Origin of the sequence: Pseudomonas sp. FW300-N2F2 (assembly GCF_017351655.1) — a bacterium.
GTDB lineage: Bacteria > Pseudomonadota > Gammaproteobacteria > Pseudomonadales > Pseudomonadaceae > Aquipseudomonas > Aquipseudomonas fluorescens_AA.
Genome location: NZ_JACNDQ010000003.1, coordinates 484,709 through 497,216, shown reverse-complemented (window position 1 = coordinate 497,216; position 12,508 = coordinate 484,709). Strand labels below are relative to the sequence as shown.

Annotated in this window: 11 protein-coding genes; 1 reads left to right on the top strand and 10 read right to left on the bottom strand. The window is 62.0% G+C overall.

All coding sequences use genetic code 11. From position 1 onward, the window contains the following. Positions 1–4: 4 nt before the first annotated feature. From J4E63_RS22985 to J4E63_RS22950, 8 genes are all read right to left on the bottom strand, one after another. Positions 5–526, bottom strand: a complete 522-nt coding sequence (locus tag J4E63_RS22985) for a TIGR02281 family clan AA aspartic protease (protein ID WP_207283458.1) — start codon at positions 524–526, stop codon at positions 5–7. After that, positions 523–1,509: an esterase-like activity of phytase family protein gene (locus J4E63_RS22980; RefSeq protein ID WP_207283457.1), complete on the bottom strand. Its 987-nt coding sequence runs from the start codon at positions 1,507–1,509 to the stop codon at positions 523–525. The genes J4E63_RS22985 and J4E63_RS22980 overlap by 4 nt, the downstream gene beginning before the upstream one ends. Next, a complete protein-coding gene (gene parE / locus J4E63_RS22975) occupies positions 1,509–3,413 on the bottom strand; it encodes a DNA topoisomerase IV subunit B (protein WP_122567328.1) in 1,905 nt (634 codons plus the stop codon). The genes J4E63_RS22980 and parE overlap by 1 nt, the downstream gene beginning before the upstream one ends. A 41-nt stretch (positions 3,414–3,454) precedes the next feature. Then, positions 3,455–4,063 carry a YqiA/YcfP family alpha/beta fold hydrolase gene (locus J4E63_RS22970; protein ID WP_207283456.1) on the bottom strand — a complete coding sequence of 203 codons (609 nt, stop codon included), beginning with the start codon at positions 4,061–4,063 and terminating at the stop codon, positions 3,455–3,457. 733 nt (positions 4,064–4,796) lie between these two features. Then, the gene (locus tag J4E63_RS22965; RefSeq protein ID WP_207283455.1) at positions 4,797–5,126 is read right to left on the bottom strand and encodes a DUF6124 family protein; all 330 of its coding nucleotides are present in this window, start codon (positions 5,124–5,126) and stop codon (positions 4,797–4,799) included. A 1,058-nt stretch (positions 5,127–6,184) separates the two neighbouring features. Continuing rightward, complete coding sequence (gene cpdA / locus J4E63_RS22960) at positions 6,185–7,000, bottom strand: 3',5'-cyclic-AMP phosphodiesterase (RefSeq protein ID WP_207283454.1); 816 nt, start codon at positions 6,998–7,000, stop codon at positions 6,185–6,187. 99 nt (positions 7,001–7,099) lie between these two features. Beyond that, entirely contained in the window at positions 7,100–7,552 is a 453-nt protein-coding gene (locus J4E63_RS22955) for a DUF1249 domain-containing protein (RefSeq protein ID WP_092205313.1), read from the bottom strand. Further along, positions 7,543–8,160 (bottom strand): NUDIX domain-containing protein, encoded by a 618-nt coding sequence (locus J4E63_RS22950; protein ID WP_060739445.1) that lies wholly within the window; start codon positions 8,158–8,160, stop codon positions 7,543–7,545. Before J4E63_RS22950 ends, J4E63_RS22955 begins: the two co-directional genes overlap by 10 nt. 214 nt (positions 8,161–8,374) lie before the next feature. Between J4E63_RS22950 and J4E63_RS22945 the strand changes: the two genes are divergently transcribed. Then, positions 8,375–9,118, top strand: coding sequence for a DUF3298 domain-containing protein (locus J4E63_RS22945; RefSeq protein WP_207283453.1), 744 nt, complete (start codon positions 8,375–8,377; stop codon positions 9,116–9,118). On the opposite strand, the gene cytX is transcribed toward J4E63_RS22945, so the two are convergent. Together cytX and thiC are read right to left on the bottom strand one after the other, a co-directional pair. Beyond that, positions 9,087–10,379 carry a putative hydroxymethylpyrimidine transporter CytX gene (gene cytX / locus J4E63_RS22940; RefSeq protein ID WP_207283452.1) on the bottom strand — a complete coding sequence of 431 codons (1,293 nt, stop codon included), beginning with the start codon at positions 10,377–10,379 and terminating at the stop codon, positions 9,087–9,089. The genes J4E63_RS22945 and cytX overlap by 32 nt on opposite strands. A gap of 171 nt (positions 10,380–10,550) precedes the next feature. Continuing rightward, entirely contained in the window at positions 10,551–12,440 is a 1,890-nt protein-coding gene (gene thiC, locus J4E63_RS22935) for a phosphomethylpyrimidine synthase ThiC (RefSeq protein WP_092175996.1), read from the bottom strand. Positions 12,441–12,508 lie beyond the last annotated feature (68 nt).

The following is a 12,508-nucleotide window of genomic DNA, read 5'->3' as shown; positions in this document are numbered from 1 at the left end:
CTCATCAGTTCGTTGTCTGGCGCAGCAGCATGGTGCCGTCGCGCTGGGTAAATTCAAGTTTGTTCAGGGCGCTCATGCCCAGCAGCACTTGCGTGCCACCCAGGCCGGGCGCCACCAGGGCACGGACATCGCGCAAGACGATGTCACCCAATTGCAGCCGGTCGACGCGGGTACGGTAGCCCTCGCCCACACCGTTGGCGGTACTCAAGGTCACGCCGAATCCTTTTTCCAGCTTGAGGCGCTCGGCCAGCTCCATCGGAATCGCCACGTCAGTGGCACCGGTGTCGAGCATGAAGTCCACCGGCTGGCCGTTGATCTGGCCGCTGGCGACAAAATGCCCCTGTTGATTGCCGACCAGCTTCACCTCGATAAAACCTTCACCTTTTTGCGAGTACACCTGGGTATTGGGATTTTGCTGACGCTGCTCCCATTGAGCAAAAAACCGCGTCGCCAGAAACAGCGCGGCGCACCAGGCCAGGATCATCAGCACCCGGCCGGCGCGCTTGCCCGGCAACTGCTGGCTCACGGCGAGGCACTCCAGCCACCCTCGGGCGCGGCGAAGCGCCAGACGATTGGCCGCTGTTCACCATCGGCCCGCTTGCCATCGTTGTTGTCCAGGCCGATCCAAGCGCCCTCGGCATCCACCACCAGCGCTTCGGCCAGCCCGTAGGGCTGGGGATAACGGCGGTTATCCTGCAGCGCCTCGGCGGCGAACGACCAGCAACGCTCGACCTGGGCGGTCTGCGGGTCACGCCGGCAGATCTGATAAGCGTTGCGCTCCAGGGTAAACAGCTTGCCATTGAACAATGACAGGTCCGCGAAATCCCGCGAAACCGCCTTGGCCTTGGGGAACTGCGCCGGCTGCATCTCCCGCCCGGCTTCGCTCAGCAACACGCAATTGCCATCGCAGTCCCACACCGTCTGCTGACGCTTGATCAGCAGCAGGCCGCGACGTTCGCGCTCGGCGGCCAACCACAGCTGGTCACCGGCCGGGTTGATCGCCAAGCCTTCGAACAACGCATTGAAATGCAGCAACATGCCGCTGGCGCGGGCCTGGCGAATCAGAGTGGGGGCGATTTTCAACCAGGACGCGGGGCCCGACGGCGGTACCTGCAACACCGCGGCATAGGACTCACTGACCACATAACGGTTGCCGGCGCCGTCACAGCTGATGCCTTCGAAATCCAGCTCGCCACCGCGCAGGAACGACGCCGCCCAGGTCCGCGAGCTCAAGCCCCAGGGCAAACCGCTGTCCGGCACCTTCGGCATCTGGATTTCAACCACCTCGGCCTGCCAGACCGGCGCCTCGGAGGGTACGAGGCGATAGATCCGGTCATCGTCGCGATCGGACACCGTCCACATCTCGCCGCCGCACAGCGCCAACCCGGACAGGTTGCCGCCGCGCATGCCATCGACGGCGTGCTCGGACAGCAGCTTCAGTTCCGGCGCAGGTCCTGCGACTACCAACCCCGCCCACAGCCACAACGCCAGGGCGAACCCGTTGCGCATCAGGCCAGCACCTCGGCCAGGTCCCCTTTGGATTCGAGCCAGGACTTGCGGTCGCCGGCGCGCTTCTTCGCCAGCAACATGTCCATCATTTCCGAGGTCGCTTCGAAATCATCCAGGGTCAACTGCACCAGGCGGCGAGTGTTCGGATCCATGGTGGTTTCGCGCAACTGCGGCGGGTTCATCTCGCCCAGACCTTTGAATCGGGTGACCTGCGGCTTGCCACGTTTCTTCTCGGCCACCAGGCGATCCAGGATGCCATCGCGCTCGGCTTCGTCCAGGGCGTAGTAGATTTCCTTGCCCAGGTCGATGCGGTACAGCGGCGGCATCGCCACGTAGACGTGACCGGCATCCACCAACGGGCGGAAATGCTGGACGAACAAGGCGCAGAGCAACGTGGCGATGTGCAGGCCGTCGGAGTCGGCGTCGGCCAGGATGCAGATCTTGCCGTAGCGCAGTTGGCTCATGTCGGCGGCACCCGGGTCGACGCCGATGGCGACAGCGATGTTATGCACTTCCTGGCTGGCCAGCACTTCGCTGCCGTCCACTTCCCAGGTGTTGAGGATCTTGCCCCGCAACGGCAGGATGGCCTGGAACTCTTTATCCCGCGCCTGCTTGGCCGAGCCGCCGGCGGAGTCACCTTCCACCAGGAACAGCTCGGAACGCATCGGGTCCTGCCCGGCGCAATCGGCGAGCTTGCCCGGCAAGGCCGGCCCCTGGGTGATGCGCTTGCGCTCGACCTTCTTGCTGGCCTTGAGACGACGGCCGGCGTTGTTGATCGCCAGCTCCGCCAAGGCCAGGCCGGTTTCCGGGTTGGCGTTGAGCCACAGGCTGAACGCATCCTTGACCACACCGGAAACAAACGCCGCCGCCTCACGGGACGACAGGCGTTCCTTGGTCTGGCCGGAGAATTGCGGCTCCTGCATCTTCATCGACAGGACAAAGGCGATGCGTTCCCAAACGTCTTCCGGCGCCAGCTTCACACCACGGGGCAGCAGGTTGCGGAACTCGCAGAACTCGCGCATGGCATCGAGCAGGCCCTGGCGCAAGCCGTTGACGTGGGTGCCGCCCTGGGCCGTAGGGATCAGGTTGACGTAGCTTTCCTGGACGCTTTCGCCACCTTCGGGCAGCCACAACAGCGCCCAGTCCACCGCTTCCTTGTTACCGGCCAGGCTGCCGCAGAACGGCTCGTCGGGCAGGCGTTCGAAACCGCTGACCGCGTCCACCAGGTAAGAGCGCAGACCGTCTTCGTAATGCCATTCGACTTTCTCGCCGGTGGCCTTGTCCTCGAAACTGACCAGCAGCCCCGGGCACAACACGGCCTTGGCCTTGAGCACGTGCTTGAGGCGGCTGACGGAAAACTTCGGTGAATCGAAATATTTCGGGTCCGGGGCGAAATACACGCTGGTCCCGGTGTTGCGCTTGCCGACCGTGCCCACCACTTCCAGCTCGGTGGCCTTGTAGCCATCGGCGAAAGTCATCTGGTATTCGTTGCCGTCACGCTTGACCCGCACCCGCACCTGGGTCGACAAGGCGTTGACCACGGAAATACCCACCCCGTGCAAACCGCCGGAGAACTGGTAGTTCTTGTTGGAAAACTTGCCGCCGGCGTGGAGCTTGGTGAGGATCAGCTCGACGCCCGACACACCCTCTTCAGGGTGTATGTCCACCGGCATGCCGCGACCGTCATCGCTGACTTCCAGCGAGTGATCGGCGTGCAGGATGACCTGCACCGACTTCGCATGCCCGGCCAAGGCTTCGTCGACACTGTTGTCGATGACTTCCTGGGCGAGGTGGTTCGGCCGACTGGTGTCGGTGTACATGCCGGGGCGCTTGCGCACCGGGTCGAGGCCCGAGAGGACTTCGATGGCGTCTGCGTTATAAGAGCTAGCGCTGGGAGTGGCCATGGGGTCTCGTCGTCAGTGTTCAATGAAAAAGGGGCGATGGCTCACAGCGAGGTGAAGTCGATCGCCTGGTACAAATCGGCGCCAATGCCGGCAAAACTCAACAGCGCCGGCAACTGCTGGGCAAACCCTTGGAAACTGTGGTCGCCGCCGGCCTGGATGCGCAAGGCACAGGCGCGGTAATACTGCTGGGCGTGGCGATAATCCAGCGTTTCGTCACCGGTTTGCAACCATACCTGATACCGCTGCGGATCCCAGGGCGCCGGCACTTCCAGCTCGGCCAGGGCCGTCACGTGGTCGTGGGTCAATTCCCAGGTTTCGTCGGTGTACAAATTCTTCTGTGTGCCCAGGTAACCGTCGAACATCCGATGCGGGCTGACGGCCGGGTTGACCAACAGGGCCTTGAGGCCGTGGCGCTCGGCCAAGTGAGTCGCATAGTAGCCGCCGAGCGAGCTGCCGACCAGCAGCGGCCGCCCCAGTTGCGCAATCGCCTGTTCCAGCTGACCGATGGCTTGGCGGGGGTGGTGGTGCAGGGCTGGGACTTGTAGGCGGTCGCTCAGGCCCAATTGCGCCATTACGTCGATCAACTGAGTGGCCTTGGTCGACGCTGGGGCGCTGTTGAAGCCGTGGATATAAAGGATAGAACCCGACATTGCCGACTCCCTGGGTGTTGGGCAAAGGCCGGAGTTTACAGGGAGTTTGTGGGGGTTTGGGGTGTTTTAACACCTTCTCCAAGTCGCCCATTAGCCTTTGTGGCGAGGGAGCTTGCTCCCGCTGGGCTACGCAGTAGCCCCTAAACCTATGGACGGGGGTACATATCCATTGCTGCGGTAACGGCCACTTAGGGTTCCGCCCTGACGGCGGGTCACTTTCGAAAAGCCGGAATGCCGGCCCAGGCGAAAGTAACCAAAGCGCTTCTGCCCCACCACTCGGCACCTCGCCTAGGCTCGGTGTGCCCTCACTCCGGCATTGCTCCGTGGGCCCGCTGCGAAGGGCCATCCATGGCCCAGCGCAGCTATCCCGGCATCCATGCCGGGATGCCCACTCCACAATGCCTGCGTTCGGCCAGCGTGGTTAACGGGGCGCCGAGATCAACGTCCGACGCGAGGCGGCCTGATAGCCGACCTGATTCAGGGTGATCGCGTTTCCCCTGTGGGAGCGAGCTTGCTCGCGATGGCGGTGGACCAGCTTGCATCAGCGTTGGATGTGCCGCCGCCTTCGCGAGCAAGCTCGCTCCCACAGTTGGATTGAAGTACAGCCGCCAGAGACAGGTCGGCTATAAGCTTGCCTTTTCGTTCCAACATTAGGTTTGTGGCAACCAGCAGTTTTTGGGGGTGCTTCGCAACCCAAGGAGATGAGTGCCCCACACATTGCTTCCGCTCGGTGTTAGCGCGGATCGACGATGTCCAACGCCCGGTTCGCCAATAGCTCACTGAGCTCGATCATCTGCTGGATCCCCAGGGCGAAATGCCGACGCGAGCCTTCCAGGTCAAAGGTTAGGTCGCCAAGCATGGCGCTGGCGGAGGCCAGGGTTTCGCTGAGGTTGGCTAGGAGGGTTTCGGTGTCTGCGTTTTCCGCGACAGAGAACAGCTGGCTTGAGGGTTGTGTCTTTTTGGCTTGAGGCTTGGGGTCGAGATAATAATCGAGGGCGCGCTTGGCGGCTTCATCGTGCTTTTGGGAATCGGTTTCGGGGGGATTGGGTGTGGCTTTGAACATAGGGTGACACTCCGTTTACTGGTTGGAGCTGCCACGTTCGTTTCCAAGCGAGGGGGTGGCAGCCGTACGCAGGTTGGAAAACCGGGGTAAACGAGCCCGACAGACCCGAAGGTCTCCCGCGCACAGCCGCCATAACGAAAGCATGGTCAAAAAACGACCGCAAGCATACGTTATGAAGGGCGCTTTCGCGCCGTCTACTTATCGGATTTCCAAGCCCGGTCGCTGAATTTGCAGCGACGGAAAAAGGTTAACGACAGCCCTTCCCACCCGGCAACCGCCAGAACTCGTCGGAAAAATCTACTTGAATCAGAAAGTGTGTCCGACCATTCCCACAAATTTTGGTCGGCTGTCAGACCGCTATCGCGAGCAAGCTCGCTCCCACACAGGTTTTTGGTCGTTTATAAGATCAGTGTCCACCGCCGATCCCGGTGGGAGCCGAGCTTGCTCGCGATGGCGGTAGGTCTGCTTGCATCAATGCTGAATGTACCGCCGCCTTCGCGAGCAGGCTCGCTCCCACAATTGGACTGAGTACACCTGCAAGAGCAGGTCGGCTATCAGGCCGCCTCGCGAGCAAGCTTTGCTCCCACAGGTCCAGCTCAAACAAGTCTGATAGGTGTACACCCCCGCAAGAGCCAGGCCGGCTATAAGGCCGCCTCGCGGTGGACGTTGATTTCGGCGCCCCGTTAACCACGCTGGCCGAACGCAGGTATTGCGGAGTGGGCATCCCGGCATGAATGCCGGGATAGCCGCGCTGGGCCATGGATGGCCCTTCGCGGCGGGCCCACGGAGCAATGCCGGAGTGAGGGCACACCGAGCCTAGGCGAGGTGCCGAGTGGTGGGGCATAAAGCGTTTTGCTTACTTTTGCGCTTCTCAAAAGTGAGCCGCTGTAAGAGCGGAACCGTCAGCAGCCGTTACCGCAGCAATGGATATGTACTCAATCAGACCGCCATCGCGAGCAAGCTCGCTCCCACACAGGTTTTTGGTCGTTTATAAGATCAGTGTCCACCGCCGATCCCGGTGGGAGCCGAGCTTGCTCGCTCCCACAGTTGGGCCGAACTCAGTACCCGTTGGAGTCATAGTCAGGGGTAAACGCAAACCCAACCACCCGCTCAACCCCCGTCTCCAACCGCCCATCCGGCCAAAGCCGCAACCACCGATACCCCGGCGCCTGCGCGCCCACCGCAAAATCCTCACTCCCCGGCTCAAACTGAATACAGGTCGAAGGCGAAGCCAACAAACGAACCCCCTCGCGCACCCGATCAACCTCCTGGTGCACATGCCCCCACAATACCGCCCGCACCTGTGGAAACCGATCCAACACCGCAAACAAAGCCTCCGGATTACGCAACCCAATCGGCTCCATCCACGCACACCCAATCGAAACAGGATGATGGTGCAGACACACCAGGTGATGCCGCTCCGGCGCCTCGCTCAACGCATTGGCCAATAGAATCAACTGCTCCTCGGCCAAAAACCCCGGCACCGAACCCGGCACGGCCGAGTCCAGCATCGTTACCCGCCAATTGCCGATGTCCACCACCGGATCGAGCAACGTGCTCTTGACCGCCGCCTCGAGCATCACCCGCGGCTCGTCATGGTTACCGGGAATCCACCGCGCCGGCGCATCGATTCGTGCAGTCAACTGGCGAAACGCCGCGTAGGACTCCAACGTGCCGTCCTGGGACAGATCCCCCGTGGCGAGCATCAGGTCAATGTCCGGCTGCTGCTTGAGCACCAAGTCGATGACCGCCCGCAAACTGTCACGGGTATTCATGCCCAGCAGCGAGGCATCGGCCTCGGCGAACAAATGGCTATCGGACAGTTGGACCAACAACGCCGCATCGGCAGTGGTCAAGCTGGATACGCTCGGCAAATCGCTCTCTCCCAGGCGCAATCACGCCGTTGCATGAAGCCGCAATTATGCTGGGGGACGATCGAAAGGGGAAACCCGCGAACCGGAACCGGTTCACAACTACCGAACGACTTCGAACTCGTGGCCCAGCGCCAGGCAATGACTCAGCCACTCGCCCAGGAACAGGTTCAACTGGGCCTTTTCATCCGGCTGGTGCATCGAGGCATTGGGATAAGGATAGATGCCACGAAAGCGTCGTGCATGCTCGGCGCTGACGACTTCGGCCATGCGCGCATCGTGATAGACCTGCACTTCCAGCTGTGGCACCGGCAACCAGGGCAAGCTGTGTTCCTGGCGCACCTGCAAGGTGGTGGTGTAGGGACAGGCCTGCAGCACTTCCAGGGCCAGCACGCCGAGCATCTGGTCGCCGTGGGTCACGGCGATGCGGCGCGGCAACGGGTCGTTGCGCATGTCCGGCAACAAGCGCATCAGGCGGGCGTAGTTGGCCTCGCAGGCGGCCTGCAACCCCACCAGATCGACGCGATAGCGGTCGCGCAGCTTGTTCAGGACCATAGCCCCCTCACTTCATCGCGATTCAAGGCCAGCCATTGCAAGGCAATGATGCTGGCCGCGTTGCAGATACGCCCGTCGCGCACGGCTTGCAAGGCATCTTCGTAGGCCCAGACCTTCACCCGAATGTCCTCGGCTTCTTCCAGAAGGCCATGCAGGCCGCCTGCCCCCGTGCTGTCGCAACGCCCCAAGAACAAATGTACGAATTCATTGCTGCCGCCTGGCGATGGAAAATACTGAGTCATCGGCCAAAGCGCAGCGAAGACAAGCCCAGCTTCCTCCTGCGCTTCGCGATGAGCAACTTCTTCCGGTTGCTCATCCTTGTCGATGAGGCCGGCCACCAGTTCCACCAGCCAGGGGTTGGTGGTCTTGCCAATGGCCCCCACGCGAAACTGCTCGATCAACACCACTTCATCGCGCTGCGGATCGTAGGGCAGCACGCACACCGCGTCATGACGCACGAACAGTTCACGGCTGATCTCACGGCTCATGCCACCGGCGAACAACTCGTGGCGCAAGACGAGGCGGTCGAGCTTATAGAAACCCTTGAAGCAGGTTTCACGCTTGACGATGTCCACGGTGTTCGGTGCGGCGTTGGCGAAGTCGGTCATGACAATCCTCGTGTGCAATGGATCAATACGAGGTTCCAACCTCGGCTTCGCGCCATCCTAACGCGCCCGTACCCTTTGATGCAGCCCCTTTCCGGTGATCGGGATGGACGGCTGCGCTGAAAATCACTCTAATGAGCTTAGTGGCGAACTGATTGCCTTGCCGACAGTCGAAGCGGGTAACTTTTTGCCTTTCCGTGTTTCATGAAGGACGCCCATGTCGCTTTTCAAAACCGCCTCCGTGGCTGCCATTGCCCTGACCCTGGGCGCTTGCCAAAGCCTGTTCCAACCCAACTATCGCGCACCGCTGGAGACCACCCGCGACGCTTCGGAACAATTGCAGCCCGGCTGCGCCAGCGCCGACTGCCCATTGGTGAACATCGATACCCTGCACTTTCCCACCGAGCCTGCCTTGGACGGCATCGTCGAAAAACGCCTGCTGCAAATGACCCGCACTCCGGACGCCCCGGTGGCACCGACGCTGGCGGCCTATCGCGAACAGTTCTTGCGCAACGCCGCGCCGCGCAACAGCAGCTATTTGCAGGCCAAGGTACGCGAGCAACATGACGGCCTGGTGATCATCGAATTGTCCAGCTACCTGGACACCGGCGGTGCCCATGGCACGCCAGGGCGCGGCTTCATCAACTATTCGCGCCAGCAGCACAAGGTGCTGACCCTGTTGGACATGCTGCTGCCAGGCCAGGAAGAAGCCTTCTGGAAAGCCGCGCAAGTCGCCCACAACAGTTGGCTGATCAGCACCAAGCTGGATCAGGAGCCCGAGTTCCTGAAACAGTGGTCCTTCCAGAAAACCCCGCACGTGGCGCTGACCTACGGCGGGGTGATCCTCAAGTACGAAGTGAGCACCATCGCGCCGTACGCCCTGGGTCACATCGAACTGAAGATCGCCTATCCCCGCCTCAATGGCATCCTCAAGCCCGAGCTGTTCCCCGGCCGTAGCTGAAAGCCCGACCCAACAGCAGTTGCAGCAACCCTGCCAGAATCAGCGACGGCAGGGTTGCACCGACATCCGGATAGAGGTTGGCCAGCAAGTGATAAGTGCTCACCCCACCCAGCCAAGCCAACAGGGCCGGCCAGCGCAACGCGGCTGACACCACTTGGCTGCTGCGTTTGCGCAGGATGAAGTGGTCCACCAGCACCACGCCGAACAGCGGCGCGAACACCGAGCCGATCAGCAACAGGAAGTTCTGGTATTGCGCCAACGGTGCGAAGCAGGCGATCAAGGTGCAGATGACGCCAATCGCCAAGGCCAGGTGCTCGACCTTCAACCCCGACAGCATGCCGCTGGACACTGCCGCCGAGTGGATGTCGGCGAAGGCGTTTTCCGACTCGTCCAGCAGAATCAGCAGTAACGGAATGCCCAGCCCGGCACCGGCCAGGGCCAGCAGCAACGCGTTGACTTCACCGCTCGGCGCGAAGGCCAGGGTGTAGGCCACGCCCAGGCTCATCAGCCAGAAGTTACCGATGAAGAAACCCACGGCCGTGCCGCCGAAGACGTTCTTGGCGCGTTGGCCGAAGCGTGAGTAGTCGGCGATCAGCGGCAACCACGACAGCGGCATGGCAATGGCGATGTCGAACCCCACCGCCAGCGGCATTGAACCATCGCCCGCCTGGGCCCACAGAGCCGCCAGGTCAGCCTTGGCGAACAGGTTCCAGGTCAACCAGATACAGGCCGCCAGCAGTAACCAGATGCCCCACTTGCGCAGGACCTTGCGCACGAAGGTCAACGGCCCACTCACCGCGAGCAGGGTCGCCAGGGCGCCGAAGAACAGCGTCCACAGCAGCGGGTTCGACCCCAGGCTGCCTTCGCTGAAGGCCCGCGCGCCGAGCAAACTGGCGGCGTCACGCATGACGATGATTTCGAACGAGCCCCAGCCGATCAATTGCAGCAAGTTCAACACCGCCGGCACGCTCGCGCCCTTGCCGCCCAGGCTGAGCTTGAGGGCGGCCATGGCCGACAGGCCAGTGTCACTGCCGATCACCCCGACCGCCGCCAGCAGCAGGACGCCCACCAGCGTGCCGAGGAAAATCGCCAGCAACGAAACGCTCAGGCCCAGGCCCGGTGCGAGCAAGGCGCCGACTTGCAGGACCATCAGGCCGATGCCGAGGGAGAACCACAGGGAAAACAGATCGCGGGCGCCGAACACGCGCTTGTCCAGGGGGACCGCGGCGTCAGGGGAGTAGGTGCTGGGTTGGATGTTCAAGGGTGGTTATCTCAGAAGGATATCTGTTGTTTTTTTGGCCGCTATCGCGAGCAAGCTCGCTCCCACAAGGGATCACAGGTGCACACAGTTTTTTGTGTCCACAGTAGATCCCCTGTGGGAGCGAGCTTGCTCGCGATGAGGGCAGTGAAAACACCGCCCCCTCAGCTCACATCACACTTTCTTGTAAAGCTGACTACCTTCCTGCTTGAACCGCTCCGCCTGCTCCGCCAAGCCTTGGGCAACATCGACATCCACCGCTTCAATGCGCTGGTTGGCGGCGTACTCGCGCACTTCCTGGGTGATTTTCATCGAGCAGAATTTCGGCCCGCACATCGAGCAGAAATGCGCCACCTTGGCCGAGTCCTTCGGCAGGGTTTCGTCGTGGTACGAACGGGCAGTGTCCGGGTCCAGGCCGAGGTTGAACTGGTCTTCCCAGCGGAACTCGAAACGCGCCTTGCTCAAGGCGTTGTCACGGATCTGCGCGCCCGGGTGGCCCTTGGCAAGGTCGGCCGCGTGGGCGGCGATCTTGTAGGTGATGATCCCGGTCTTCACGTCATCCTTGTTCGGCAAGCCGAGGTGCTCCTTCGGCGTGACGTAGCAGAGCATGGCGCAACCGAACCAGCCGATCATCGCCGCACCGATGCCGGAAGTGATGTGGTCGTAACCCGGCGCGATGTCGGTGGTCAGTGGGCCGAGGGTGTAGAACGGCGCCTCGTCGCAGCACTCGAGTTGCTTGTCCATGTTCTCCTTGATCAACTGCATCGGCACGTGGCCAGGGCCTTCGATCATGCATTGCACATCGTGCTTCCAGGCGATCTTGGTCAACTCGCCGAGGGTTTCCAGCTCGCCGAACTGCGCTTCGTCGTTGGCGTCGGCAATCGAGCCCGGACGCAGGCCATCGCCCAGCGAGAAGCTGACGTCGTAGGCCTTCATGATTTCGCAGATGTCTTCGAAGTGGGTGTAGAGGAAGTTCTCTTTGTGGTGCGCCAGGCACCACTTGGCCATGATCGAACCGCCACGGCTGACGATCCCGGTGACGCGCTTGGCGGTCATCGGCACATAGCGCAGCAACACGCCGGCGTGGATGGTGAAGTAGTCGACGCCCTGCTCGGCCTGCTCGATCAGCGTGTCGCGGAACAGCTCCCAGGTCAGGTCTTCGGCCACGCCGCCGACTTTTTCCAGGGCCTGGTAGATCGGCACGGTGCCGATCGGCACCGGCGAGTTGCGGATGATCCACTCGCGGGTTTCATGGATGTGCTTGCCGGTGGACAGGTCCATGACCGTGTCCGAACCCCAGCGGATGCCCCAGGTCAGCTTCGCCACTTCTTCTTCGATGGACGAACCCAGGGCACTGTTGCCGATGTTGCCGTTGATCTTCACCAGGAAGTTACGGCCGATGATCATCGGTTCCAGTTCGGTGTGGTTGATGTTGGCCGGGATGATCGCGCGGCCACGGGCGATTTCATCGCGCACGAATTCCGGGGTGATGACTTTCGGCACGCTGGCGCCGAAGCTGTGGCCGGCGTGTTGCTGGTCCAGCAGGCCGGCGGCGCGGGCCACTTCCAGTTTCATGTTTTCGCGGATGGCGACGTATTCCATCTCGGCGGTGATGATGCCTTTGCGCGCATAGTGCATCTGGCTGACGTTGGCGCCTGGCTTGGCCCGACGCGGGTTGTTCACGTGGGCGAAGCGCAGCTTGGTCAGTTCAGGGTCGGCCAGGCGTTCCTGGCCGAAGTTGGAACTCAGGCCCGCCAGGCGCTCGGTGTCGCCACGGGCTTCGATCCACGAAGAACGCACGTCGGCCAGGCCTTTGCGCACGTCGATGATCACGTTCGGGTCGGTGTACGGGCCCGACGTGTCGTACACCACCACTGGCGCGTTGATCTCGCCGCCGAAGTCGGTGGGGGTCACGTCGAGGCTGATTTCGCGCATGGGCACACGAATATCCGGGCGGCTGCCCTGGACATAGATTTTTTGCGAGCGGGTAAAGGGCTGGACCGATTGCTCATCGACCTTGGCCGAATCGCTGAGGTTGGTCGCGTTTTTTGCTTTTGTCGTCATCACGGGCTCTCCAGACACACATCCAGGCAGTGGATTTTTGTCGGAGCGAACCTGTAACGAATGGACAC

What these genes read in the sequence shown, in the direction of transcription:
- J4E63_RS22980 (WP_207283457.1), bottom strand. Translation starts at nt 1,509, where the DNA reads ATGCGCAACGGGTTCGCCCTGGCGTTGTGGCTGTGGGCGGGGTTGGTA.
- parE (WP_122567328.1), bottom strand. Translation starts at nt 3,413, where the DNA reads ATGGCCACTCCCAGCGCTAGCTCTTATAACGCAGACGCCATCGAAGTC.
- J4E63_RS22970 (WP_207283456.1), bottom strand. Translation starts at nt 4,063, where the DNA reads ATGTCGGGTTCTATCCTTTATATCCACGGCTTCAACAGCGCCCCAGCG.
- J4E63_RS22965 (WP_207283455.1), bottom strand. Translation starts at nt 5,126, where the DNA reads ATGTTCAAAGCCACACCCAATCCCCCCGAAACCGATTCCCAAAAGCAC.
- J4E63_RS22955 (WP_092205313.1), bottom strand. Translation starts at nt 7,552, where the DNA reads ATGGTCCTGAACAAGCTGCGCGACCGCTATCGCGTCGATCTGGTGGGG.
- J4E63_RS22950 (WP_060739445.1), bottom strand. Translation starts at nt 8,160, where the DNA reads ATGACCGACTTCGCCAACGCCGCACCGAACACCGTGGACATCGTCAAG.
- J4E63_RS22945 (WP_207283453.1), top strand. Translation starts at nt 8,375, where the DNA reads ATGTCGCTTTTCAAAACCGCCTCCGTGGCTGCCATTGCCCTGACCCTG.
- thiC (WP_092175996.1), bottom strand. Translation starts at nt 12,440, where the DNA reads ATGACGACAAAAGCAAAAAACGCGACCAACCTCAGCGATTCGGCCAAG.